At 43.9% G+C, this 23,768-nt stretch carries 21 protein-coding genes; 14 read left to right on the top strand and 7 right to left on the bottom strand.

What is annotated here, in order from left to right; genetic code table 11:
• Positions 1-170: 170 nt before the first annotated feature.
• Positions 171-752, bottom strand: a complete 582-nt coding sequence (locus ACVBDU_RS13310) for an RNA polymerase sigma factor (protein WP_447180225.1) — start codon at positions 750-752, stop codon at positions 171-173.
• Between the two features lie 459 nt (positions 753-1,211).
• On the opposite strand from ACVBDU_RS13310, the gene ACVBDU_RS13305 reads away from it, so the two are divergent.
• The 8 genes from ACVBDU_RS13305 (at position 1,212) to ACVBDU_RS13270 (ending at position 14,194) form a co-directional block, all read left to right on the top strand.
• The gene (locus ACVBDU_RS13305) at positions 1,212-1,895 is read left to right on the top strand and encodes a response regulator transcription factor (RefSeq protein ID WP_447180224.1); all 684 of its coding nucleotides are present in this window, start codon (positions 1,212-1,214) and stop codon (positions 1,893-1,895) included.
• Positions 1,892-3,211, top strand: coding sequence for a sensor histidine kinase (locus ACVBDU_RS13300; RefSeq protein ID WP_447180223.1), 1,320 nt, complete (start codon positions 1,892-1,894; stop codon positions 3,209-3,211). The genes ACVBDU_RS13305 and ACVBDU_RS13300 overlap by 4 nt, the downstream gene beginning before the upstream one ends.
• 108 nt (positions 3,212-3,319) lie before the next feature.
• Positions 3,320-4,726 carry a TolC family protein gene (locus ACVBDU_RS13295; protein ID WP_447180222.1) on the top strand — a complete coding sequence of 469 codons (1,407 nt, stop codon included), beginning with the start codon at positions 3,320-3,322 and terminating at the stop codon, positions 4,724-4,726.
• A gap of 23 nt (positions 4,727-4,749) precedes the next feature.
• On the top strand, positions 4,750-8,022 hold the full coding sequence (locus ACVBDU_RS13290; RefSeq protein WP_447180221.1) for an efflux RND transporter permease subunit: 3,273 nt from the start codon (positions 4,750-4,752) through the stop codon (positions 8,020-8,022).
• 61 nt (positions 8,023-8,083) lie between these two features.
• Positions 8,084-9,196 (top strand): efflux RND transporter periplasmic adaptor subunit, encoded by a 1,113-nt coding sequence (locus tag ACVBDU_RS13285; RefSeq protein WP_447180220.1) that lies wholly within the window; start codon positions 8,084-8,086, stop codon positions 9,194-9,196.
• Between the two features lie 120 nt (positions 9,197-9,316).
• On the top strand, positions 9,317-9,667 hold the full coding sequence (gene rplS, locus ACVBDU_RS13280) for a 50S ribosomal protein L19 (RefSeq protein WP_447180219.1): 351 nt from the start codon (positions 9,317-9,319) through the stop codon (positions 9,665-9,667).
• Between the two features lie 945 nt (positions 9,668-10,612).
• Positions 10,613-12,847: an NADP-dependent isocitrate dehydrogenase gene (locus ACVBDU_RS13275; RefSeq protein WP_447180218.1), complete on the top strand. Its 2,235-nt coding sequence runs from the start codon at positions 10,613-10,615 to the stop codon at positions 12,845-12,847.
• Between the two features lie 942 nt (positions 12,848-13,789).
• On the top strand, positions 13,790-14,194 hold the full coding sequence (locus tag ACVBDU_RS13270) for a DoxX family protein (protein WP_447180217.1): 405 nt from the start codon (positions 13,790-13,792) through the stop codon (positions 14,192-14,194).
• A 90-nt stretch (positions 14,195-14,284) separates the two neighbouring features.
• On the opposite strand, the gene holA is transcribed toward ACVBDU_RS13270, so the two are convergent.
• Positions 14,285-15,289 carry a DNA polymerase III subunit delta gene (holA, locus tag ACVBDU_RS13265; RefSeq protein ID WP_447180216.1) on the bottom strand — a complete coding sequence of 335 codons (1,005 nt, stop codon included), beginning with the start codon at positions 15,287-15,289 and terminating at the stop codon, positions 14,285-14,287.
• 111 nt (positions 15,290-15,400) lie between these two features.
• Here holA and ACVBDU_RS13260 point away from each other — a divergent pair, with 111 nt between their 5' ends.
• The 5 genes from ACVBDU_RS13260 to ACVBDU_RS13240 all read left to right on the top strand — a co-directional run bounded on the left by ACVBDU_RS13260 (position 15,401) and on the right by ACVBDU_RS13240 (position 18,799).
• Complete coding sequence (locus tag ACVBDU_RS13260) at positions 15,401-15,847, top strand: type I restriction enzyme HsdR N-terminal domain-containing protein (protein ID WP_447180215.1); 447 nt, start codon at positions 15,401-15,403, stop codon at positions 15,845-15,847.
• Between the two features lie 78 nt (positions 15,848-15,925).
• Complete coding sequence (locus tag ACVBDU_RS13255) at positions 15,926-16,927, top strand: glycosyltransferase family 2 protein (RefSeq protein ID WP_447180214.1); 1,002 nt, start codon at positions 15,926-15,928, stop codon at positions 16,925-16,927.
• Between the two features lie 119 nt (positions 16,928-17,046).
• A complete protein-coding gene (locus ACVBDU_RS13250; RefSeq protein WP_447180213.1) occupies positions 17,047-17,886 on the top strand; it encodes an OmpA family protein in 840 nt (279 codons plus the stop codon).
• Between the two features lie 116 nt (positions 17,887-18,002).
• Positions 18,003-18,440, top strand: a complete 438-nt coding sequence (locus tag ACVBDU_RS13245) for a DUF6146 family protein (protein WP_447180212.1) — start codon at positions 18,003-18,005, stop codon at positions 18,438-18,440.
• A 50-nt stretch (positions 18,441-18,490) separates the two neighbouring features.
• Positions 18,491-18,799 carry a DUF6787 family protein gene (locus tag ACVBDU_RS13240; RefSeq protein ID WP_447180211.1) on the top strand — a complete coding sequence of 103 codons (309 nt, stop codon included), beginning with the start codon at positions 18,491-18,493 and terminating at the stop codon, positions 18,797-18,799.
• Here the strand turns inward: ACVBDU_RS13240 and ACVBDU_RS13235 are convergent.
• From ACVBDU_RS13235 to ACVBDU_RS13220, 4 genes are read right to left on the bottom strand one after another with little or no spacing between them, the layout of a single operon-like run.
• Entirely contained in the window at positions 18,796-19,218 is a 423-nt protein-coding gene (locus ACVBDU_RS13235; RefSeq protein ID WP_447180210.1) for a Fur family transcriptional regulator, read from the bottom strand. The genes ACVBDU_RS13240 and ACVBDU_RS13235 overlap by 4 nt on opposite strands.
• Positions 19,219-19,270: 52 nt before the next feature.
• On the bottom strand, positions 19,271-19,711 hold the full coding sequence (locus ACVBDU_RS13230) for a hypothetical protein (RefSeq protein WP_447180209.1): 441 nt from the start codon (positions 19,709-19,711) through the stop codon (positions 19,271-19,273).
• Entirely contained in the window at positions 19,704-20,981 is a 1,278-nt protein-coding gene (locus tag ACVBDU_RS13225) for an ABC transporter permease (protein ID WP_447180208.1), read from the bottom strand. Before ACVBDU_RS13225 ends, ACVBDU_RS13230 begins: the two co-directional genes overlap by 8 nt.
• Positions 20,978-21,604 carry an ABC transporter ATP-binding protein gene (locus tag ACVBDU_RS13220; protein ID WP_447180207.1) on the bottom strand — a complete coding sequence of 209 codons (627 nt, stop codon included), beginning with the start codon at positions 21,602-21,604 and terminating at the stop codon, positions 20,978-20,980. Before ACVBDU_RS13220 ends, ACVBDU_RS13225 begins: the two co-directional genes overlap by 4 nt.
• A 99-nt stretch (positions 21,605-21,703) precedes the next feature.
• Here ACVBDU_RS13220 and ACVBDU_RS13215 point away from each other — a divergent pair, with 99 nt between their 5' ends.
• Entirely contained in the window at positions 21,704-22,099 is a 396-nt protein-coding gene (locus ACVBDU_RS13215; protein ID WP_447180206.1) for a MerC domain-containing protein, read from the top strand.
• Positions 22,100-22,529: 430 nt separating this feature from the next.
• On the opposite strand, the gene ACVBDU_RS13210 is transcribed toward ACVBDU_RS13215, so the two are convergent.
• Positions 22,530-23,768: IS1380 family transposase (locus tag ACVBDU_RS13210; RefSeq protein WP_447178411.1), on the bottom strand; the 1,239-nt coding region annotated here is incomplete at its 5' end.

Genomic DNA, 23,768 nt, shown 5'->3' with positions numbered 1-23,768 from the left:
CAGCTTCGTGTTTTTTGTGCATACTTGAAGCCTTCTTCGGCTACGCTAAGGACATCGCCTTGTGGTTGGCGTTTAACCACAGAACACGGAGATTTACACAAAGTTCACAAAGGTAAATTCAAATCAAAAAACATGCTTAAGGCTAGTTATAGCACTTTACCAGGACGGGATTACCCGAAAAAAGGAAAGCAGGACATAAATTCCCTTAAATGAAAACGCATATGTTTCAAAGCTTTGGTCATATGACTTTCCACTGTTTTAACAGATATGTGAAGTTCTTCTGCGGTTTCCCTGTAGTTCAGTCCCTCCACCTTTGTTTTCAGGAATACCTTTTTACAGGTTTTAGGCAATAGTTCAACCGCCTCTTCAATACGCTTTTCCAGTTCTTCTTCCAATAAAAAAGAAGCTTCCCCGTCTTCCAGCGCTTTGAAATTTATGGCATCTTCCAACAGAACAGCCTCGTCTTCCATAGAAACTATCTTCCGGGGTTTACGAAGTATGTCCAGGCACCTGTTCCTGGTCATTTTAAACAGGTATCCCCCCACATTACCCCTGACACGGATATCATTTCTTTTATCCCAAACAGACATAAAAATACCCTGCACCACCTCTTCTGCCGAAAAATCGTCACGGAGATAAGACTTTGCTATAATAAACAGGTTATTTGCATAAAGACGATATAGAGTTTCAAATGCTCTTTCGTCTCCCTGTTGTATTAATGAAATTAAATTATTTGAATTAGCCTTGTTCAATGGACAACTCTGTTTTACACATATGTTTTCCGGTTTTAAAAGTACAAAAAACTCTGTTCATCCTGCACCTTCCCCTCTTCATTTTTCACAAAAAAGAATATACCATATTTCAATTTTACTAAAAAAAGTATTTCCTTTTAGGAAAACAGCAAATACCAGGAATAAAGAATAGAACATCCGTATTAATATAAGTTTTTCTCCTTACATATTTCTTTTTAGCTTAACTTTATTATCCTAAAATTGCTGTAACAATCTTTTCAGTTCCTGGTATACAAACCCTGTTTTCTGCGGATATTCAGTTCCGACATTTTTTATTAATTAGATTGATGTTTCATGAAACCGACATGACTAAAAGAATCTTTAGACTCACAGGGCTATGATTATTTTGGCCATCAAACCTGCCTGCCGATACAGGCAGGGGTTACATCTGACCGTTGAAAAACAATAAAAAATAAACAGATGAAAGTACTCATTGTAGAAGATAGCAAAGAGCTTTCGGAAAGTGTTCGTGATTTTCTCGTTAGCGAAAGATTTGTCTGTGAACATGCCGATAGTGTCGATAGTGCCCGTGAGAAACTGTTGTTTTACAGTTATGACTGCATACTGCTGGATATTATGTTACCGGACGGAAACGGCCTGGAACTGCTTCGCTTTATGCAGCATGAGAAAATAACCAGTGGTGTTCTCATCGTTTCCGCCAAGGATGCGCTGGATGACAAAATAGCCGGTTTGGAAAGCGGAGGGGACGATTATATTACCAAACCCTTCCACCTCCCGGAATTACATGCACGTCTAAGGGCTGTGTACCGGAGAAAAAAAACGGAAGGGACCAGCCTTTTGACCTGTAATGAAATAACACTGAACACAAATACCATGGAGATTTTTATCCACAACACCAAACTGGATATAACTCCCAAAGAATTCGACTTGCTACATTATTTTATTGTCAACAAAAACAGGGTACTATCCAGGCAATCCATCGCCACCCATCTCTGGGGAGACCATACGGATAATTTACCCAATTTTGATTTTATCTATCAACACATCAAGAACCTCCGGAAAAAAATCAATGCCCTGGGTGGGTCGGATTATATAGAAACCATTTACGGTCTGGGATACAAGTTCAATACTACCAACTCATGAAGCTTCTCAACAAAATAACCTTATGGTTCATCGGCGTGGTATTCCTGGTCACCCCCATAAGCATGTATATAGCGCTCCGGAATATCAAAAAGGCGATGGACCAGGCAGAAATAAGCCGGATGATCCAGGCCAATGATCGCGCTGCCTCACAAATACAAACCAGTGATACGACAAGTCATTTTACCCAGGGAAGACCCATCCGGATAACCCCTTTCGAAGGACCGCTACCGGAAGACAGAATATGTATAGAAGAAACCTTTAAGCACAATGCGGAAAACGGGAACAAAGAATGCCTGATCCGGGTAACTTCCTATTACGAAATCGCAGGGCATAATTACCAGGTATCCTCCTTTGATTATGTTACCAAATCAGATGAAATACTGGCCGGAATGCTCCATTCCATTTTCTGGAAAATGCTCCTCATAATCATATCCCTCCTCCTGTGCGCCCGGATACTCTCAAGATACATTTTTACACCGCTTCGCCACACCATGAAAGCGATTAAAAATTTCAACCTGAAAGGAAAAACGACTTTAGAACTCCCGGAAACAAATACGACAGAATTCAGAGAACTTAACCTGTTCCTGAAAAAAATGACCGACAAGGCTATTGAAGACTACGCTTCGGTAAAAGAATTCAGTGAAAATGCCTCGCACGAACTGCAAACACCATTGGCCATATTACGCAGTAAAATGGAACTGCTCACGGAAACACGGATTGATGAATCCCAGGCCAGGCTTATAGAAGAAATGTATAAAGCCATCGATAAACTCTCGCGTATTAATCGTTCTCTCCTCTTCCTCACCAAACTCGAAAACCATGAATTCGAGACTTCTCAACTGCTCGATTTCCGCAATTCTGCCAGAGAAGTCCTGGGAATGTACGAAGAACGCACCTCGTTAAAGAGATTAAAGGTGAAAACCGATATCAATGAAAGGGTATTACTAAAGATACACCCCGTACTGGCCGAAATATTATTGTCCAATCTTTTCAGCAATGCCATAAGACACAATTATGAAGAAGGTAATATAGAAACGTTTCTCACTCCTGATCGCCTTATAATGCGAAATACCGGGAAACCACCAAAAATCCCTACGGAAGAACTGTTTATGCGGTTTAAGAAAGGAGATCAGTGCAACACGGGGATCGGTCTTGGGTTGTCTATCGTAAAACAAATATGTCAGCTGCACAATTTCATGATAACCTATCACTATGATGAAGGTTGGCACGTGTTAGTGATTTATTTTAACAACGGAACGGACAACAAGACTACAGATATGGAAATGCCAAAAATCAAAGCCCCGGTTCTTGCCTGATTTCATAAATAATTCCTAAAAATTCCATTTACTGTCCGGTACTTCAAATTTGCTTCAAAATGATGTTTTTCATTTACCGTACCAAACTAACATTAATTATTTGCCGCAATGCAGAAGTTCTATCTTCCGGACAAGAGAAAGCTTGTCCTGTTTTTTACATTTTGCCTACTTTCCGGAGCGTTCGCACAGGAAGTCCTTCCATTAAAGGGAGCCATATCCCTGGCCATCGGCAATTACGGAAGTATCCAGGCTAAAAATGCCTATTATCGTGCTTCCGGTGCTTTGGAAAAAGAAGCCCGGAGAACGTATTTGCCGGATATAATCCTTGGTGCCCGTAACGATTATGGTACCATAAACGGACTTTACGGCCCTTCTTTTGGTTTCGGTGGTTCCGGACTGGCCTCTTCCGGTCCCGCTTATGAAGAAGAAAACTGGAATGCCGCCTTCGGTTCCCTCTATTTTGCCAGTTTTAACTGGGAAATATTTGCCTTTGGAAAGGCCAAACAGCGAACGCGTGCTGCCGAAGCTGCTACTGATCGCGATTCCAAAGACTGGCAGCAGGAGATCTTTCAGCATAAAGTAAAAGTAGCTGCTACCTACCTCCAGGTAGTTGCCGCCCACCAATTGGTACTATCGTACCGGAAAAACCTGGAGCGTGCGGAGACATTCCACAATATCGTAGTTGCCAGGACCAGAAGCGGACTCATTGCAGGTGTGGACTCACTACAGGCCAATGCCGAATACTCCAGTGCCAGGATAACCCTCACCAAAGCCATTGACAACGAGCAGGAACAAAGCAATAACCTGGCACAATTAATGGGTATACCACCAGGAGAATTTATACCGGATACCCTGTTTATCTCCAGGATTCCCATGATACTAAACAGGGAACCGGCAACTCCCACAGATGTACACCCCGTATTGCAGTGGTACGAAAGCCGGGTAAGTTATAGCGATACCCAGGCTAAATTCCTGAAAACTTCTTTTTTGCCTTCCATAAATCTCGTTGGGGTTATCCAGACCCGTGGCTCCGGTTTTTTTCACGACTATGCAACCGACAACGAAGCATTTACCAGGAACTACTGGGACGGCATCGAGCCCAAAATGGCCAATTACCTGCTGGGGATCGGTATTAACTGGAATATAACCGAGCCATTCCGCGGATCGCAACGGGTGAAAGCCCAGAAATATATAAGCCAGGGACTCCGTAACGAATATGAAGTAGCAAGACAGCAGATAGAAGCGCAATTAAAGTATTCCGAACAGAAGATCCAAAACTCCCTGGACAACTACGAAGAAGCCCCGGTACAGGTAAATGCAGCCCGCGAAGCCTATCAGCGTCAGACCGTATTATATAAAAACGGCCTTACCGACCTGAACGCGGTAACCCAGGCCCTGTATGCTCTTGTACGTGCAGAAACGGATAGGGATATCGCCTACAACAATGTATGGCAAGCCCTCCTGCTAAAAGCAGCTGCAACCGGAGATTTCGGCTTGTTCGAAGATCAGTTATAAACCACCTCTATATATAAAAGTACATGAATCTAATACGCTTTGCCTTACGAAAACCGATAACCATCCTTGTACTGGTTGTCACACTTTTCTTCTTCGGGATAAAAGCTGTCAATGATATTAAAATAGACATTTTCCCGCAACTGGATATGCCGGTGATCTATGTCTCCCACCCCTTCGGAGGATATACCCCGGAACAAATGGAATCCTTTTTCGCAAAGAGTTACATCAACATCTTTCTCTTTGTAAACGGGGTGAAAAGCATTGAAACCAAGAACATACAGGGTCTTACACTGATGAAGATCAACTTTTACCCGGGCACGGATATGGCCCAGGCAGCAGCAGAAGTAAGCGCCTTTTCCAACCGTATACAGGCAGTATTCCCCCCGGGCTCCAATCCGCCCTTTATCATACGGTTCGATGCCTCTACCCTGCCCATAGGACAACTGGTACTAAGCAGCGAACAGCGGAGCAACAACGAACTGCTGGACCTTGCCAATATTTACGTGAGGTCTACCTTCACCTCTGTTCCCGGGCTGGTATCTTCCCCTCCCTTCGGTGGAAATGTGCGTACGGTGGTCATTAAAGCCGATCCGGAATTACTCCGGCAACATCAGATGACACCCGACCAGCTCGTACAAGCCCTTCGGCTCAATAACCAGACCGCCCCCTCCGGCAATGTACGTATAGGGGATAAAAACTATATTACCCCCGCCAACACCACCATACGGTCTATCAAAGATTTTGAGAACATACCTTTATTCAAAGGAGGAGTAGATAACCTCTATCTCAGAGATGTGGCTACTGTCGAAGACGGTGCGGACGTCACTTCCGGATATGCCCTGGTAAACGGGCGTCGTTCCGTATACCTCAGTATTGCAAAAAGTGCGGACGCTTCTACCTGGGAAGTTACCCAGAACCTGAAAAGCGCCATCCCGGGAATACAGCAACAACTCCCGGAAGACGTACATCTCAGTTACGAGTTCGACCAGTCTACCTATGTAATGAACTCTGTAGAGAGCCTGCTCCATGAAGGGATTATAGGAGCTGTACTCACCGGTCTTATGGTATTGTTGTTCCTCGGGGATATAAGAGGGGCCCTCATTGTTATCCTTACGATCCCAACATCCATTATTTCGGCCATACTTTTCCTGAACCTGTTCGGACAGACCATAAATATCATGACCCTGAGCGGGCTGGCCCTGGCCATTGGTATACTTGTAGACGAAAGTACGGTTACCATAGAAAACATCCACCAACACCTGGACATGGGCAAACCCAAAGCTCTGGCCATATGGGATGCCTGTAAGGAAATTGCCTTCCCGAAACTTCTCATCCTGCTCTGTATTCTGGCAGTATTTGCACCGGCATTCACCATGGGTGGTATACCCGGTTCACTGTTCCTTCCCCTGGCGCTATCCATCGGGTTCAGCATGGTCGTTTCATACTTCCTGGCACAGACCTTTGTTCCTATAATGGCCAACTGGCTAATGAAGACGAAACATCATTACGATAGAAACGGAAAGCCGCTGTCGGACAGTGAAGAATACCGGCAATCCGGGCTCGGTGCCGAAAGCGAATCCAATACCTGGAACCAAAAAGCGGAACTGGTGGAAAGGGAAGACAGTAACCGGGACGGCAAGGTCAGCCGTTTCGAACGCCTTCGTATGCGCTACCTGCGTTTCATAGACCGGATGCTTCCGCATCGGAAAATCATCGTTACCGGGTATATACTATTGATAGGGCTAATTGCCGTTATCCTCATAAACAGTATAGGACGCGACGTACTGCCCAAAGTAAACGGCGGACAATTCCAGGTACGGCTCCGCATGCCCGATGGAACGCGCATAGAGCACAACGAACGGGAAACCATAAAACTGATACGCGGCATTGAAGACCTGGTAGGTAAAGAGAATGTCTCCATCACTTCTGCCTATGTCGGTCTCCATCCCCAACTGTTTTCCATCAGCCCCATATTCCTTTGGGTAGCCGGCCCGCATGAATCCGTACTACAGGTAGCCCTGAAAGAAGGAGGCCATGACGACCTGGATGTACTGAAAGACAAAATCCGGGAAATGGCCGGAAAATCCACCCCGGAAATGAAATTGTCTTTTGAACCCATAGAACTTACGGACAAGATCTTGAGCCAGGGGTCTCCTACCCCTATCGAAGTTCGCTTTTCCGGCAGAGATAAAAAACTTAATGAGCGATATGCCAAAAAAATGGTAGGTATATTGAAACAAATAGACTACCTGAGAGATGTACAGATCGGGCAATCCATAGATTATCCCGCCATCAACATCAACATAGACAGGGTACGCGCCGCACAACTCGGTGTAGATGTAAGCGACATTTCCCGCTCTCTTATAGCCTCCACCTCTTCCTCCCGTTTTACGGAAAAAAATGTGTGGATCGATGAAAAGGCAGGATACAGCTATAATGTGCAGGTACAGATTCCGGAAAATAAAATGACAGATCAGCAACAGATCCTGGAGATCCCGCTCCTGGAAAATTCCTCCAGGCCGGTACTTGGCGATATTGCTACTTTATCCGAAGGGCGCAGTTATGGAGAAACGGATAACCTCGGGGCTATGCCAACACTGACAGTTACCGCAAATACAGATCACAAAGACCTGGCTGGTGCTGCCGAAGATGTAAAAAAAGCCATAGCCTCCCTCGGAGAACTCCCCAGGGGACTGAATGTGGATCTCATAGGAATGAGCGACACTATGGACGAGACCATGAGCAGTCTGGAAAACGGGCTCTTCGTTGCCATTGTGGTTATATTCCTCATGTTGGCAGCCAATTTCCAGTCATTCAAAGTATCCGCTGTTGTATTGGCTACGGTGCCGGCAGTACTTCTGGGGTCCCTGGCCTTGCTGATGCTCTGTGGTTCTACCCTCAATCTACAGTCTTACATGGGTATCATTATGTCTGTAGGAGTATCCATATCCAACGCTGTTCTACTGATAACCAACGCGGAACAAATACGTAAGGAATCCGGAGATGCTCTTACAGCTGCAAAACAAGCCGCCGCATTGCGTTTGCGTCCCATTGTCATGACCGCACTTGCTATGGTAGTGGGTATGATACCCATTGCCATCGGCCTGGGAGAAGCAGGGGACCAGTCGTCTCCTTTGGGAAGAGCGGTAATCGGAGGGCTTGTGGCCTCTACCTTCGCTGCACTGCTTATCCTTCCACTCGCCTTTGCCTGGGGACAGGGAAAAGCATCAACACAAAGTATGTCTCTCGACCCCGAAGACGAGGAAAGTATTCACTACACAAAACTTTCGAAATAAAAACAGAAACATGCAATATCCATATAAAAAAATATCACGTTCTATTTTTACCCGTTATATTATGAAACGTACCAACTACTCTTTATTATTTCCTCTATGCGTTGCTCTCGCATTACAAGCCTGCGGGCATGGAAATGCCGGGGAAAACCGCGATCAAACCACAACGGGTGCGGACGGACCGGAAGCCTTCATAGTTAAAAAAGACAGTTTATCTTCCAGTATCCGCATTCCGGGAGAGTTAACCGCGTACCAGGAAGTAGATTTATATGCCAAGGTCAACAGTTTTATAAAAACCCTTAAAGCGGATATAGGAAGCCAGGTAAAAAGTGGCCAGCTTTTAGCCGTACTGGAGGCTCCGGAGATCAACTCCCAGCTGGCAGCAGCCGAATCGCGCCTGAAATCGCAGGAAGCTGTGTATATTTCCAGTAAAGCAACTTATAACCGGCTTCTGGAAACCAGTAAAACCCCGGGAACCGTTTCCCGAAACGACCTCGATATAGCATTCGCCAAACAGGAATCCGATCTCGCTCAGTTCGAAGCGGCAAAGGCCGACTATCGCGAAATTATGGCGAATCGGAACTACCTGGAGATCAAAGCTCCTTTTAACGGGGTCATCACCGCCAGGAATGTAAGCCCGGGAGCTTATGTCGGGCCTTCCGGCAGAGGGTCCGAGTTACCACTTTTCACACTCCGGGAACAGGAAAACCTTCGCCTTGTAGTCAACGTACCGGAAGGATACATCGGTTACCTGTCTCCGCAAAGTACCGTCGCGTTCACCGTAAAAGCACTCCCTGATCGTCATTTCGAAGCAAAAGTGTCGCGTTTGGCCGGGGCCCTGGATAACAGGTTACGATCCCAGCGTACGGAAATGGATGTCCGGAACACAGACAAGATCCTGCTCCCCGGAATGGTTGCAGAAGTTTCCATCCCCGTAAAATCCAGGCCCGGTTCTTTTGTAATCCCTTCTTCTGCCGTGCTGAATTCTACAGAAGGCATGTATATTATTAAAATATCAGAAGGAAAAACCGTGTGGATCCCGATCACCATAGGCGGAAACGGGGCCGGAAAAACGGAAATATTCGGTGATATACAAGTTAATGACACCCTGGCACTAAGAGCCAGCGAAGAGCTTCGAAACCAGGGAAGTGTGGAAGGCATTCCCGTACTGAAATAAATAACCGGGACATTGCATCGATTAAAATAATTATTTATATTTGCACCCAATTTCAGATCAACCTCTGGCGAAAGACGTGTATGTTGCTTTGAAAAAACACTATTTTTAAAAGATATAACCATGGAAAGTCTGGTAAAATTTGTCCAGGACGAATTCGTTACGAGAAAGGATTTCCCGGAATTCTCTGCCGGAGACACAATTACTGTGTATTACGAAATTAAGGAAGGTGAAAAAACACGTACACAGTTCTTTAAAGGCGTGGTAATTCAAAGAAGAGGCGCAGGTGCTTCCGAAACTTTTACTATCCGGAAAATGTCCGGTACTGTAGGTGTAGAGCGTATTTTCCCTGTAAACATGCCCGCACTTCAGAAAGTCGAAATCAACAAAAAAGGTAAAGTACGAAGAGCACGTATATTCTACTTCAGAGGTCTTCGTGGTAAAAAAGCAAGGATCAAAGAAGTCCGAGGTTAATTCTCGCCTTTGCCAAAAGTTTTTAAAGCCATCCTGCCGGGATGGCTTTTTTATTAACCATTGTTAATAACTCCGGTTCATAAATTGTTGATTTTAAAACTCCTGCTTTTTTTATTTCTCCTATTTTTTTCGTAACTTTATAACACAAGAAACAGAAAAATGTTCTTGTGTATAATACTTTTTTAAACAAAGTCTCGAAAAACCACTATTGTAATACACAATACAAGAGTTTGACAGAAAGTTAAAAACCCAGGTTTTTAAGCCGAAGAGATTTACGAAAGTTTCGTGAACCGCAGTAGGAAGTTTGAAAAAGTATAGGGAAACACAAAGACAGTACGGCTGCAAAAGTGCTTCCCACAGGAAATGGTTGAACGAACTGGCAACCGGAGTTTGCAAACTCGGCAATAACACCGAGGGATAAAGAATTCGATCAATTATTTCCAAAAAGCCATATCAACGAAAAATACGATGATATGGCTTTTGTTTTTCTGACTACCCGATTCCCCGGATCAGAAGAAAAATATACTCAAAAAATCAATCTTTTCCGGTTGTGTTAACAGGTCCTAATCAATATATCCTCGGCTAAAATCACAAGACTAAAGTAACTGCAATTCCATAGCAGGATTTTAAAACCGAATCAGAGACGAATAACTCAACTCCCAAAAGAAAATAGACTAGATATCTCTTTGTGAATATAAAAACTGACTTAGCAAAACACAAAACTCAATTCGTGAGTTTTTAAACAACTGAGAACTCCCAACTAAAAAACCCCACAACTTTTAGCCTTTCCTCCCCCACCCTCCGTAATTATAACAATTCCCCCTTGTTTCCTGCCAATTTTACGCATCTCTAATCCCCTCATTCCCACATTTAATTGTATATTTGCTCTCGCTTAAAATGCATCAAACCCATTAATTTTATTTCAAAAAATTACCTTTCATAATCATGTCACAAACACCCAAGATAGTTTACACCAAAACAGACGAGGCTCCAGCCCTCGCTACGCGTTCTTTATTATCCATTATACAATCGTTTACCGCCTCTTCGGGGATCGGAATCGAAGTAAAAGATATTTCTCTTGCGGCACGGATCCTTGCCAGTTTCCCGGATTACCTGACCGAATCTCAGCGGGTAAATGATGCCCTTGCGGAACTCGGAGAACTCGCAAAGACTCCGGATGCCAATATTATAAAGCTGCCTAATATCAGTGCTTCCGTTCCTCAGCTCGAAGCCGCTATTAAAGAATTACAGAGCAAGGGATATGCTATCCCCGATTATCCGGATGCTCCTTCTACGGACAAAGACAGGGATGTAAAAAACCGTTATGACAAAATTAAGGGAAGTGCCGTAAATCCCGTATTGCGGGAAGGTAACTCCGACAGAAGGGCTCCGAAAGCCGTAAAGAACTACGCCCGCAAACATCCGCACAGCATGGGGGCATGGAGTTCAGATTCCAGGTCTCATGTAGCCACCATGGATGCCGGGGATTTTATGCATAATGAAAAATCTCATACCCTTACACAAAAAGATATTTTAAAAATAAGCCTGAAACAGGCTGACGGTTCCGTTACCGTTCTCAAAGAAAGCCTTCCCGTACTGAAAGGCGAGATCGTAGACGGTACCGCCCTGAGTAAAAAAGCATTGATAGCATTTTTACAGGAACAGTTAAAAGATGCCAAAGAACAAGGCGTCTTGTTTTCCCTGCACATGAAAGCTACCATGATGAAGGTATCCGACCCTATCATCTTCGGCCATGCCGTAAAAGTATTCTTTGCCCCGGTATTCGAAAAATACGGGGATATACTGGACAAAGCAGGTGCTGATGCCAATAATGGCCTGGGGGATATTCTCGCAGTAGTGCAATCGCTTCCGGAAGATCAGAAAAATGCTGTTGAAGCTGAAATCAAAACCTGTATCGCAAACGGACCGGACCTGGCCATGGTGAATTCCGACAGAGGTATCACCAATCTCCATGTGCCGAGTGACGTTATCATAGATGCCTCCATGCCTGCGATGATCCGGAATTCCGGACAAATGTGGAATGCGGAAGGTAAAGCACAGGATACCAAAGCCGTAATACCGGACAGCAGTTATTCTGCCGTATACGCGGCAACTATCGATTTCTGTAAAAAACACGGTGCATTCGATCCTACCACTATGGGTACCGTACCCAACGTAGGGCTTATGGCACAAAAAGCGGAAGAATACGGTTCGCACGACAAAACATTTGAGATCTCTGCCGATGGTACCGTACAGGTAACGGACAGCGCAGGAAATATCCTTATGGAGCACGTTGTGGAAAAAGGGGACATCTGGAGAATGTGCCAGACCAAAGATGCTCCCGTTCAGGATTGGGTAAAACTGGCTGTTAACCGTGCCGGGGCAACGCAAACTCCTGCCATTTTCTGGTTGGATGAACAACGCGCCCACGATGCGGAACTGATCAAAAAAGTAAACCAATACCTGCCAGAATACGATTCAAAAGGATTGGATATCCGTATCCTGGCTCCTGCAGAAGCAACACACTTTACCCTCGATCGTCTTAAGGCGGGGAAAGATACTATTTCTGTAACCGGGAACGTACTTCGCGATTACCTGACCGACCTCTTCCCTATCCTCGAAGTGGGGACCAGTGCAAAAATGCTTTCCATTGTACCGCTGATGAACGGTGGCGGCCTGTTTGAAACCGGCGCCGGAGGTTCCGCTCCGAAACACGTAGAACAATTCCTCGAAGAAAATCACCTGAGATGGGATTCTCTCGGTGAATTCCTCGCATTGGCAGTTTCGCTGGAACACCTTGGCAACAAATACAACAACGAAAAAGCCCTGGTACTCGCCGACGCCCTTGACGCAGCTACGGAAAAATACCTGGAAAACGACCGTTCTCCTTCCCGTAAGGTAAATGAGCCGGATAACCGTACCAGTCATTTCTATCTTGCCCTTTACTGGGCCCAGGCTTTGGCAAAGCAAACCAAAGACAAGGATTTACAGGCCGAATTCACCCCGCTGGCATCCGAACTGGAAACCAGGGAACAGGATATCGTGGGAGACCTGAATAACATTCAGGGGAAACCTGTCCATATAGAAGGTTATTACTTCCCTGACGAAACCCTTGCCACAGATGCCATGCGTCCCAATCAAGTATTCAACAATGCTTTGAGCAAATTACAGGAAGCATAACAAAATATTTATATTTTTCATTAGCAGGCTGCTAAAAAGCAGCCTGCTTTTTTTAGCACTTATCTCTTCGTCTGCCTCTCCTGAAAAAACACTTTTCATTCCATACTTACTGTTGACATCCTTTATACATCTTAATAATGACGAGAGTTCGATTTATATCATACAGAATAACAAATGGTTAACTTAATCCCTGTCAGGTCGTCCCGATGGTTATCGGGAGTAGTCGAGACCTCTTTGAGAGACCATTCGAACTAAAACCCCCTCGACTTTAGTTCCTGCCCGTCCGGCAGGCGGGTATCCTGAGCACAGCCGAAGGGCTCGGGCCGACAGATACGTCATTATTAATTGATGCGGTTGCCAAAACGTTAGCTCTCGAGGTGACAGTACTATTTTGACTCAACCGACTTATAACCAGAACATTTGGTCTTGTCTTAAACTCACGTTAATTAATGTGAATTAAGGATTAGTCCGTCATGGTTTTTCCATAAAAAAACAGGCGGATTATTCGGTTACTGAGTTATTTAGGCAATACCCTTAAACTGAATAACTCAATAACTAAAATGCAATTTCTCAGCCGGACGAGCAGAATTGTTTATCAATATACCCCGAAGGTTATAAGTATTGAATTTCAACCCTTAATTCACATTAATAGATTATTTTAAATCCCCCGCTATCCTTTTCAATCTGAATAATCACACGTACTATATGAGAAATATAAAAATCCGGGGGTATGGTTATTTGCAACCCATATCCCATATGGTAATTTACCGGTTATATATCCGGTTACAACATGCAACTTCCGCTTAAAATCCTAAACCCGGAATATTGCACTATTACCGTGCATTTAAGATGCATGAACCTGTATTTCACCCGGTATACTCACAACACATCGAATATAATTTCCTATTTTAGTACGATAAAACCATAATAATATTTTAGAATATGAAAAAAGACAACTCCTCCGGCCTGGGACTGGCCCTGCTCAGAATCTGTGCTTCCGCACTGATAATGACACATGGTTTCGGAAAATTACAGATGTTGCTGAACGGTGGCGAAATCGAATTTCCGGACCCTGTGGGTGTAGGCGCAAAAACTTCTCTTATTCTGGCTGTGATCGGTGAGTTTATAGCCCCGATATTGGTAATTATAGGTTTCAAAACCAGATGGGCAACCATACCCACCGTAATTACCATGATCGTAGCGGCATTTGTCGTACATGGCAGTGATCCGTTAGCAAAAAGGGAGATGGCATTGCTTTACCTTGTTATCTTTGTAGCCATCGGTCTTCTCGGGCCGGGAAAATTCAGTATAGACGGGGCCCTCGGGAAGAAATCTCCGTATGCATAGAAGATAAGGGGGCATAAACGTTTACAAAAGGGCCGGAGCCCGATTCGGACAAACTGCAATACCTGTTTATACGGAGGTGTCGGAAGAAAATCAATGCATAATTTTTACCAGCAACTCTTTGAGCAGATCGGCTTGTGATATATTGGCGGCTCCGACCCCTTTCCCTTTTACATCCATTTCCCGTAGTACGGCAACCGCTGCGCTCACTTTTTTCATCGGGTAATTACGGGCCGCCACCTGGTATTCTTTAACAAAAAACGGGTTGATGCGCAATGCTCCTGCCACACTCTTCGGAGAATGGTCACTCAATCCGTGATATTGCAATAACTGGGAAAAAAAATTAAACAGGAGCGCCACGGTTACCACAAGCGGATTGTCCCTGGGGTTCTGCCCGAAGTAATGAATGATCCTGGTAGCCTTCACCACATCCTTTTCCCCTACCGCCTTACGAAGTTCAAAGTTGTTATAATCTTTACTTATCCCGATATTTTCCTCGATATGTTGCGGTGTAATTTCGGTTCCCTGCGGAAGTATAAGCTGTAGTTTTTCCAGTTCGTTGTTTATCTTTCCCAGGTCAGTACCCAAAAACTCCACCAGCATCAATGCCGCCTTGGGGGCTATCGTGTACTTTTTCCCGGCCAGTACTCTTCGTATCCAGTCGCCAACCTGGTTTTCATAAAGCTTTTTACTCTCAAAGAGAACCCCGTCCTTTTTAACCGCCTTGTACAGTTTCTTCCGTTTGTCAAGGGTCTTATACTTATAACATATAACCAAAACAGTTGAAGGTTGCGGGTTTTCCGCATAAGACACCAGGTTTTCTATGGTCCTGGAAAGTTCCTGTGCTTCCTTCACAATAACGACCTGCCGCTCAGCCATCATAGGATAACGTTTGGCACTTTCCATAATATCCCCGACGGAAACATCTTTTCCGTAAAGGATTACCTGGTTAAATCCCTTCTCTTCCTCGGAGAGAATATTATCTTCGATGAACTCCGCAATTCTGTCAATGTAATACGGCTCTTCCCCCATTAATACGTAAACAGGCTTTATATCTCCTTTCTTAATATCCGCTACTATCCGTTTTACTTCATCCATGAATTTTATCCTTCAAAAATTTGTAATTCAACTTATCCGCCGTCCGCAACCCGGAAAATTCATTTATTCTCCCTCCGGGCATCCATTCGTCCTTTTCCTTATATTTGCGCCATGCAGGCCTTAAATTTTCCCATATATGACTTTCGCATCAAAAATAGAGAAAATAAAACCTATATTTTTGATCCCATACGCAAAAAATTCATTGTTCTGCAACCGGAAGAATGGGTACGCCAGCATGTAGTCCGATTTCTTATCCGGGAAAAGGACTACCCTGTTTCTCTTATCAATGTGGAGAAAGAACTAAAAGTAAACCATTTAAAAAAACGCTATGATATAGTGGTCTACACGCCACAGGGAGAAATTACACTGATTGTGGAATGTAAAGCTCCTTCGGTACGGATCACCCAGGAAACTTTTGACCAGATAGCCCGGTACAACCTTACCCTAAAGGCAGGCTTCCTTATGGTTACCAACGGACTTCAGCATTACTTTTGCCGGTTGGACTACATGCAAGAAAAATATATATTTTTAGAGGATATTCCCCCATATAGTCGTTAATTTGTGGGCTTTAACGTATAATACTCCGGACCTGTCCGTAACAGGCCGCTGTCTTTACCGGCAGCCCATGTGTAATCTATGAAAATAGCTGTTGTAATACTTAACTGGAACGGAAAGCAACTACTGGAACAATTTGTCCCCTCGGTACTGGAATATTCCCCCGGAGCGGATATTTATGTGGCGGACAATGCCTCTACAGATGATTCCCTCCACTTCCTTCGAAAATCTTTTCCGCAGGTACGGATTGTTCAAAACCGGGAGAACGGCGGATTTGCCAAAGGGTACAATGAAGCACTGAAACAGGTGAATGCCGACCTTTTTTGTCTTCTCAATTCGGATATCGAAGTTACTCCGGGCTGGTTAGACCCTTTTCGGGATATCTTTAACAACAGGCCTGAAGTTGGTATTGCACAACCTAAAATACTGGATTACAAAAACAGGGACTACTTTGAATATGCCGGGGCTGCCGGGGGATATATCGATATGTTCGGATATCCTTTTTGTCGCGGACGTGTATTTCAACACCTGGAAAAAGACGAAGGGCAATACGACGACACCCGGGAAATATTCTGGGCCACCGGCGCCTGTATGTTCATACGCAGGGAAGTTTTTGAAGATCTCGGGGGTTTTGACGAGGATTACTTTGCCCACCAGGAGGAGATAGATCTGTGCTGGAGAGCCGGAAACGCCGGTCACCTTATCCTCTATACGGGACAAAGTTGCGTTTACCACGTAGGCGGAGCCACCCTGAGCAACATGAATCCGAAAAAGACGTTTCTCAACTTCCGGAACTCCCTTTTTTCCCTGACCAAAAACGCCCCGTCCGGATACGTGTTTCTTCTTATTTTCATACGCCTCTTTCTGGATGGTATAGCCGGAATACGATTTGTATTCCAGTTGAGATTCCTGCATTGTTTTGCCATAATCCGGGCTCACTTCAGCTACTACTATTATTTAAAAAATACCATAAAAAAACGGGGGAAGGGTAATAAGACAGGGCATTACTACGTTATTAAGTCTGTAGTTTGGGCATATTACATTTCCAATGTAAGGGTATACCCCAAATTAGTTAAAGATTAACAAAAACAGCTTGTTTAATTCGAAGATTTTAATACTTTTGGACTCATTTTTAAAACCAAATAAACACAATCATGAAAACAAGCCTGCATCTATATTTTGCAGGCATAAATTTTAGACAGATGAAAAAAATAGTTTTGTTAGGGGCAGGTATTGCCATTTTCTTCTCTTCCTGTGTATCACAAAAGAAGTATGCAGAATTGGAAGCGAAGCAAAAAGAAACGCAGGATCTATTGAACTCTGCGACTGTTAAGCTTAACTCTTGTTTGGAAAGCAGATCCAGACTGGAAGCAGATAACCAAAGCCTGAGATCAGAAAAGAATGCGCTTATAGACAACATGGGGAACCTTACCACTTTGTCTAAAAAAGGTGCTGAGAACCTGGAGAAATCCCTCGAGAGTTTAAGGGAAAAAGATCTTCGTATCCAACGTTTACAGGATGCGATGACCAAGAAAGATTCTGTAACCCTTGCCCTGGTTACCAGCCTGAAAGGTGTTTTGGGTAACCTGAACGACGAAGACATCCAAATCAATGTAGAAAAAGGTGTGGTATTCGTTTCTATTTCCGACAAACTGTTGTTCCGAAGCGGAAGCTATACGGTTACCGACAGAGCTAAGGAAGTTCTTGGTAAAGTTGCCAAAGTGGTAAACAACAAACCCGATTTCGAATTTATGGTTGAAGGTCACACGGACAACGTGCCGATCAAGAGACCCGGAATCGAAGACAACTGGGATTTGAGTGTACACAGAGCTACTGCAGTGGTACGTATACTGCAAAACGACTTCAACGTATCACCAGCCAGGATGACTGCTGCAGGTAGAAGCTACTACATTCCTTTAGACAGCAACGAAACTGCTTCCGGCCGTGCCAGCAACAGGAGAACAAGAATCGTTGTTCTGCCTAAACTGGATCAGTTCTACGGTATGATCGAAGACACTATGAAAGATATGTCCGGTAAATAAACCGAACCTTTTTAAAGAATACGAAAACCGCTCTCCGCAACGAGAGCGGTTTTTTTATGAGGGGTTCATAGATATTCTGCCGGAATTTTTGTATTTTTAATATTGTGAAGGGACTATTGAGATATACATTGGTTACCGTTGCCGTAATATCCGGGCTTATTGCCTGTACTACGGGTAAGGTGGCTTATACCCCGGACGAATCGGAAATTTTCAATTCGGAAAGCGGGGATACCATTGCGATAGCTAACGACAGTCTGGAGTATGAAATTATTATTATAGAGCCTGGTTTCAATGCGTGGTTACAAAGTGTAGCGCGTCCGGAAGGATATTATTCCCAAAACTTCCTGGAAAATCGTAACCATATTTATGTAATCAACTGGAATCAGAGGGTAATGGAACCTTTCCGTTTTAATCCCGACCTGTACACCCTGCAGATAGATTATAACCATAATATTGATTACGGTTATGAAGTAAACTATAAACTCTACAACTACTTTATTTATTTCCAGCGGAAATACAATCAGCGGCTGGCAGGTTTTATTCCGCGTATCTGACAAAAAGATTACATATCTTCATTATCTTTGCATCCTCTAATTAGTACGGTATGGAGAAATTAAAAAGGCGTTGGGGAATTGAATCCAACTTTCAGCTTTTAATCATATTTGTTGTCTTTGCCCTTACCGGGTCGTCTGCCGCCAAACTTGCAGGCCCCCTTCTCACCTTTTTTGAAATGCATGAAGAAAACCTTCACCCCGTCATATACTGGACACTCCGGATATTACTCATATTCCCTGTATACCAGGTACTCCTGGTTACTTTCGGGTGGTTGTTCGGGCAATTCCGCTTTTTCTGGGGCTTTGAAAAGAAAATGCTCCGGAGAATAGGACTGGGTTTTATATTGCCGAAGTCTTAAGAGCAATATTTACACGTACCGCTTATAAGCAACGAAGAAGTTTTTATTATAAAGCCCTCCGGCGTGTGTACACGTGGTATTTTTGTATCCGGAAGACAATAGGTCTGTTCACAATCATCACACTTGAAATGTACGTGCGCATCGGAACTCTCCTGTTTTGTCACTGCATATTTGATTCCCCCGCTACCGTCGTTCACCGCATGGATGATCCCTTTTTCCTCAAAACTGTTGAGGGTACGGTATACGGTAGATTTATCGAAATTATCGCCTAATTCCTCGCTTATATCGTTATAGGAAATGGTGTGGCTGCTCCCCAGCAACAACGACAATATTTCTATCCGTGCCGAGGTTCGCTTCAAACGATGTGATCTCAGCATCTCTTCTACGTTCTTATCCATAGGTATCGTTTCTGCATTCATAGATTAAAACAATTAAACCGTTTACAACAAAAATCCCTGCCGAATTCTCCCTTTACAAGGCAAAACCACTTGCTTCTTTGAGTATATAATTACAGTGATTTATATCTTCGGCATTCAGTTTCAATACACCGGTTATGGTCACCACTTCGTCCGTTTTAAAGGAGGGTTTCTTTTGGAACTTAATTTCCAGTACGGATTCCGGTCCGCCACCTCCGCAGAAAAAACAGGAAGCCATCGGATTCTGAGAAAGCATATATATACCGTCTTCCGGGGAAAGGCTTAAAAAATACCCGGTAATGGATATTTGCTTTCCTTCCAGTTCCTTTACGTTTTTCCCGAAATCCGGAACCAGAAAATAGTCATCCGTAGTATCGAAATACTTGGAAGTAAAAGTAACATCTGCCAAATCCTGCCAGGTAACTTTCTCCTGTGCCTTTGCGGAGAAAACCGCGAAGAAGCAAAAAATACCTGTCCAAAAAACACTCTTAATCATCCTTGGCTAAAATTTTAGATACATTGAGATAAAATACGGGAACTGCCGCCAGTATCGTAGCAAATATCGTCAATAATATCGTAAAGATAAACAAAAATACTTCCTCTTTCATGATCCCTGCACTGCCCAGGGCATATCGGTAACTCTCTTCGATATACCCACCCAGAACCAGGAGTCCGAGCCTGCTCAGCAATATTCCGGCTATAAAACCGGCAAGGCCTATGAGCAATCCTTCTACCATCACAGAAAGCAGTAATTGCCAGCGCGAAGCGCCATAGGTACGCAAAAGCGCCATTTCGTATTTACGCTCCCGTACGGCTTTGTAGAGGTTTACAAAAATACTTATTCCGGATACCAGCATGATCACCGCGGCAATAAGGGTTATGGCTTTACTGCCCGCACTAAGGAGATTGGACAGCCTTTCTATTTCGTAATTAGGAAGGGCCGCCTGCATATTGGTTTTGTCATTGATCATTCTCGGCAGGCTTACCATTCCCATCGGGTTTTTGAATTTTATCAACAGGGAAGTGATTTCCTTATCCTCTTCCGGAATATGTACTTCATGCTCATTCTCATGATCGTGATCTTCATGGGCATGTTCTTCGTGATCGTGACGGTCTTCCTCATGTTCTTCATGTCCTTCACCCCCGTCGTGGTCATGCACGAGCCATACGCTTTCCAGGTTACCGATAATCAACTGATCGGCTACCGTATTGGTGGGCTTTAATATACCCACAACCGTGAAAGGATGATGGTCGTGCGATTCCACACTGTTCTCCATTAACCCGTGAGAGCCGGAGAAGGTACTTCCTGGAGATAATTGCAGTTTATCCGCAACGGTGGCGCCGATAACCACCTCGAAAGGCTTTTCCCACAACCTCCCTGCCCCGGTCTCCGCCCCGTAGAGCCCCAGAAAATCCTTGTTGGTACCGAGTATACGATATCCTTTGTAATTATCGCCGTAAGAAACCGGGATACCCTGTTTCACCAAAGGGTTTCGGGATACTCTTTCGGCTTCTTTAAGTTTTATATTTCCCGTAGGGACATCGATATGCAGAACGGAAGACAATACCAATTGTAAAGGGCTTCCTTTAGCCCCCACAACCATATCTATACCTCTGATGTTCTTTTCCAGCTTATTGTCCAGTTGCCTGGTGATCTGGAACATCAGGGAAATCAATCCTATACTGAGTACGAGCAATAAAACACTCAGTAACGTACTCAAAGGATTGGCCAGGGCATTCTTTACACCTAATTTATATATATTCATAACCGGATACTATTGGAAAATTGTGAAGCTATTCTGTGATCGTGCGTAATGACTACCAGGCTGGCATTGGTCTGCAATGCCTGTTCTTTGAGCAGTTCCGTTACTGCCGTACAGTTTTTATCGTCGAGACTGGAAGTAGGTTCATCGGCCAGGATAACATCCGGATTATTTACCAGCGCAGCGGCAATGGAAACCCTTTGCTTTTGTCCCTCACTTAAATTCGCTCCTTTGGAACGTGCCTTCGGGGCAATATTAAGCCTTTCCAGTATATGGTGCACCCGGCCTTTGTCCTGTCCTGTCCCGGAAAGATTTTGTATGAGTAAAAGGTTCTCTTCCACGGTAAGGGAGTGGATAAACTGTGCTTTCTGAAATACGATACCAATATGCCTGCCACGAAATTTGTCCAGTTTCCGGTGCGATAGTTTTGCAATATCCGTTCCTTCTATATTCACCGCCCCTTCTTCCGGTTTTAACAAGCCTGCCAGAAGGTGCAGAAAAGTAGTCTTTCCTACCCCCGAATCTCCTAATATAAGCAGATGTCCCTTTTTTTCTATTTCAATGTCCGGAAACCGGAAATACTGCTCCTTATCATAACTGAAGCGGAGATCTTTTGTAACAATCATTACGGTTTATTTTAAATAACAAAGATAAAAAACACTTTTATTAATGCAATTTAGTAGCATTTATATTTTTTGATATATATTTGCAACAAAGTAGCATTTATGAATTCAAACAAGGTAGGTTACCGTTACTGGTATGATTATCTCGGGTTTTCCGCATCGCTTTTATGTGCCGTTCACTGTGCTGTGGTGCCCATCCTTATTACATTTTCAACACTTGGAGGACTGGCATTTCTGGCCAACCCCGTTATCGAATGGATATTTATCGGTACGGGACTTATCCTGGCGGTTTTATCCTTATGGCCTTCATACACCCGGTATCATCATAAAAAACGCCCCCTTATTCTCGCTGTGAGCGGATTTGTACTTATAGCTTTGAGCCGCTTTGAAATACACGAGTTGTGGGAAGCAATTCTCACACCTCTCGGAGCCCTTGGAATTGCCATTGCTCATTATTACAACTGGAAATATCTAAAAAAATTCAGACATAAACACTAAGCCCATCTTACTTTTCTCATAACTATATAAGAGGGCCCTGTCTCCGTCCAGGAAACCGGAACAGGGTCCGGGCTTAGTTGTTTTCTTCCTCCCGTCCCTTTAGTCCCAGGGCAAACGCATCATAATTGCGTAATTCTATGTTTAAAGTTTGTTGCCGGTTACCGGTTGTTGATTAGTTCGGAGTTGGTTAGTTAGGGAGTTGAAACGGGAAACCTCCCCTACAAAACTCCATCCCGATATTTCCTAAAATCCGCATGTCTATAGTAAATCATTACCCCCCGTTTTGATTTTGGTGCTTTAAGGATTAAACGTTGCTTTTTTTGTAGGTTTCCGATATCTTTTTAAATGTTGGGGCATACTTCCCCTGTTAAAGTTTTTATACTTTCTCTGTGGAGGTCATTATTTTACGGAGCGTTTTTGTTTTTGCCAGCTAAGTTTTTAAGGGCATATTTCCATAAACCCTGAGGGATACTTGTCTGGAACGTTTTATCCATTTTGATGGCAGGAGGATAAACCTAAAAAGGAATTTTTTAACACGATAGCAAGGCTTTAGTGTTTTGTATTTGGAGGAAAAGCATTCCATGATATGATGGTAAAGGTTGCGGCAGATTGCTGTTAAATATAAAAAAACGGTATTCTTGCCCAAGGCGGAGAAAGGCATCCCGTCCCACCCGAAATCGTTCTTGAGGATATCAAACTGACGCTCCATGTTCCCCCTGTGATTGTAGAGCCGAACCAGTTCGGTGATATGGAGTTCAAGGTTATTGGTGAGTATGGCGCGGTATTGATAAGCATCCCCGGTAAAAGCATCGGTTTGTTTTGTAGGTTTGAACGACCGCTTGACCACCAGTCTGTATTGGACAGGTTTTTCCCCGGCCTTTTTGGCCTGTTGTTCGAATGGGGTCACTAAAACCTGTCCAATTTCCATAACGTTATTATTGGCATCCGATATGGTGTCCCAACTTTCTACTTTTTTGAAATATTTTTCCACATAACTGTTTTTACAGCCAATGTAAAAGTACCTTACCTTTTGTTGCACTAATTTCACAACATCATATTGATAGGAAGCAGCATCGGCCCTGAAGTGGTCAATTTTACGGTCTATATTAGCTTCCAACAAATGGAACAGGCGAGATAATGTATCCCACTGAAAGGACTTTGCGTCACTGTTCCCGTTCCTGTTTTCTATGTAAAGGACCTGGTTCTCATTAATGGTGCAGACCCCGGGTTGATACCCCGGGGCACGCTTATAGGTCATTTTACTATCCTTTTTTTTATTGAAAATGATGGTATTGTCATAATCCACCAGGAGTTCCTTTTGTTTAAAAACACCCAAATGTTTCAATACCTCCATGTTCAATTGCCCCAAGACCGAGTGGGTGCTGTATGTGTGAAGTACAGAACCTCTTTTGGTCTTACATTGGGCAGTGGGTTCGGATAAATTACCTATACGCCGTAGCATCGTGTCGGAACTAGGCATATTCAGGTAAGGATTGCCTTTGAAATGATGTTTAAGATGGGTTTGAAGATCCTCGATACAGTCGCCACCACATAAGTAAATGCTTAGCAATGAATACAAGACATCGCTCCAGGAATATTTGGATTGGGGCGCAAGCTCTGGCAGGTTATTATCCAATAATTTACCTATACCGGATGCCGAGAGATACTC

Source organism: Sinomicrobium endophyticum (assembly GCF_052983315.1).
This window is presented reverse-complemented; position numbering and strand designations above follow the sequence as displayed.

What these genes read in the sequence shown, in the direction of transcription:
- ACVBDU_RS13300 (WP_447180223.1), top strand. Translation starts at nt 1,892, where the DNA reads ATGAAGCTTCTCAACAAAATAACCTTATGGTTCATCGGCGTGGTATTC.
- ACVBDU_RS13295 (WP_447180222.1), top strand. Translation starts at nt 3,320, where the DNA reads ATGCAGAAGTTCTATCTTCCGGACAAGAGAAAGCTTGTCCTGTTTTTT.
- ACVBDU_RS13270 (WP_447180217.1), top strand. Translation starts at nt 13,790, where the DNA reads ATGAAAAAAGACAACTCCTCCGGCCTGGGACTGGCCCTGCTCAGAATC.
- ACVBDU_RS13220 (WP_447180207.1), bottom strand. Translation starts at nt 21,604, where the DNA reads ATGATTGTTACAAAAGATCTCCGCTTCAGTTATGATAAGGAGCAGTAT.
- ACVBDU_RS13275 (WP_447180218.1), top strand. Translation starts at nt 10,613, where the DNA reads ATGTCACAAACACCCAAGATAGTTTACACCAAAACAGACGAGGCTCCA.
- ACVBDU_RS13240 (WP_447180211.1), top strand. Translation starts at nt 18,491, where the DNA reads ATGGAGAAATTAAAAAGGCGTTGGGGAATTGAATCCAACTTTCAGCTT.
- ACVBDU_RS13215 (WP_447180206.1), top strand. Translation starts at nt 21,704, where the DNA reads ATGAATTCAAACAAGGTAGGTTACCGTTACTGGTATGATTATCTCGGG.
- holA (WP_447180216.1), bottom strand. Translation starts at nt 15,289, where the DNA reads ATGGATGAAGTAAAACGGATAGTAGCGGATATTAAGAAAGGAGATATA.
- ACVBDU_RS13305 (WP_447180224.1), top strand. Translation starts at nt 1,212, where the DNA reads ATGAAAGTACTCATTGTAGAAGATAGCAAAGAGCTTTCGGAAAGTGTT.
- ACVBDU_RS13285 (WP_447180220.1), top strand. Translation starts at nt 8,084, where the DNA reads ATGAAACGTACCAACTACTCTTTATTATTTCCTCTATGCGTTGCTCTC.
- rplS (WP_447180219.1), top strand. Translation starts at nt 9,317, where the DNA reads ATGGAAAGTCTGGTAAAATTTGTCCAGGACGAATTCGTTACGAGAAAG.
- ACVBDU_RS13250 (WP_447180213.1), top strand. Translation starts at nt 17,047, where the DNA reads ATGAAAAAAATAGTTTTGTTAGGGGCAGGTATTGCCATTTTCTTCTCT.
- ACVBDU_RS13260 (WP_447180215.1), top strand. Translation starts at nt 15,401, where the DNA reads ATGCAGGCCTTAAATTTTCCCATATATGACTTTCGCATCAAAAATAGA.
- ACVBDU_RS13235 (WP_447180210.1), bottom strand. Translation starts at nt 19,218, where the DNA reads ATGAATGCAGAAACGATACCTATGGATAAGAACGTAGAAGAGATGCTG.
- ACVBDU_RS13290 (WP_447180221.1), top strand. Translation starts at nt 4,750, where the DNA reads ATGAATCTAATACGCTTTGCCTTACGAAAACCGATAACCATCCTTGTA.
- ACVBDU_RS13225 (WP_447180208.1), bottom strand. Translation starts at nt 20,981, where the DNA reads ATGAATATATATAAATTAGGTGTAAAGAATGCCCTGGCCAATCCTTTG.
- ACVBDU_RS13255 (WP_447180214.1), top strand. Translation starts at nt 15,926, where the DNA reads ATGAAAATAGCTGTTGTAATACTTAACTGGAACGGAAAGCAACTACTG.
- ACVBDU_RS13230 (WP_447180209.1), bottom strand. Translation starts at nt 19,711, where the DNA reads ATGATTAAGAGTGTTTTTTGGACAGGTATTTTTTGCTTCTTCGCGGTT.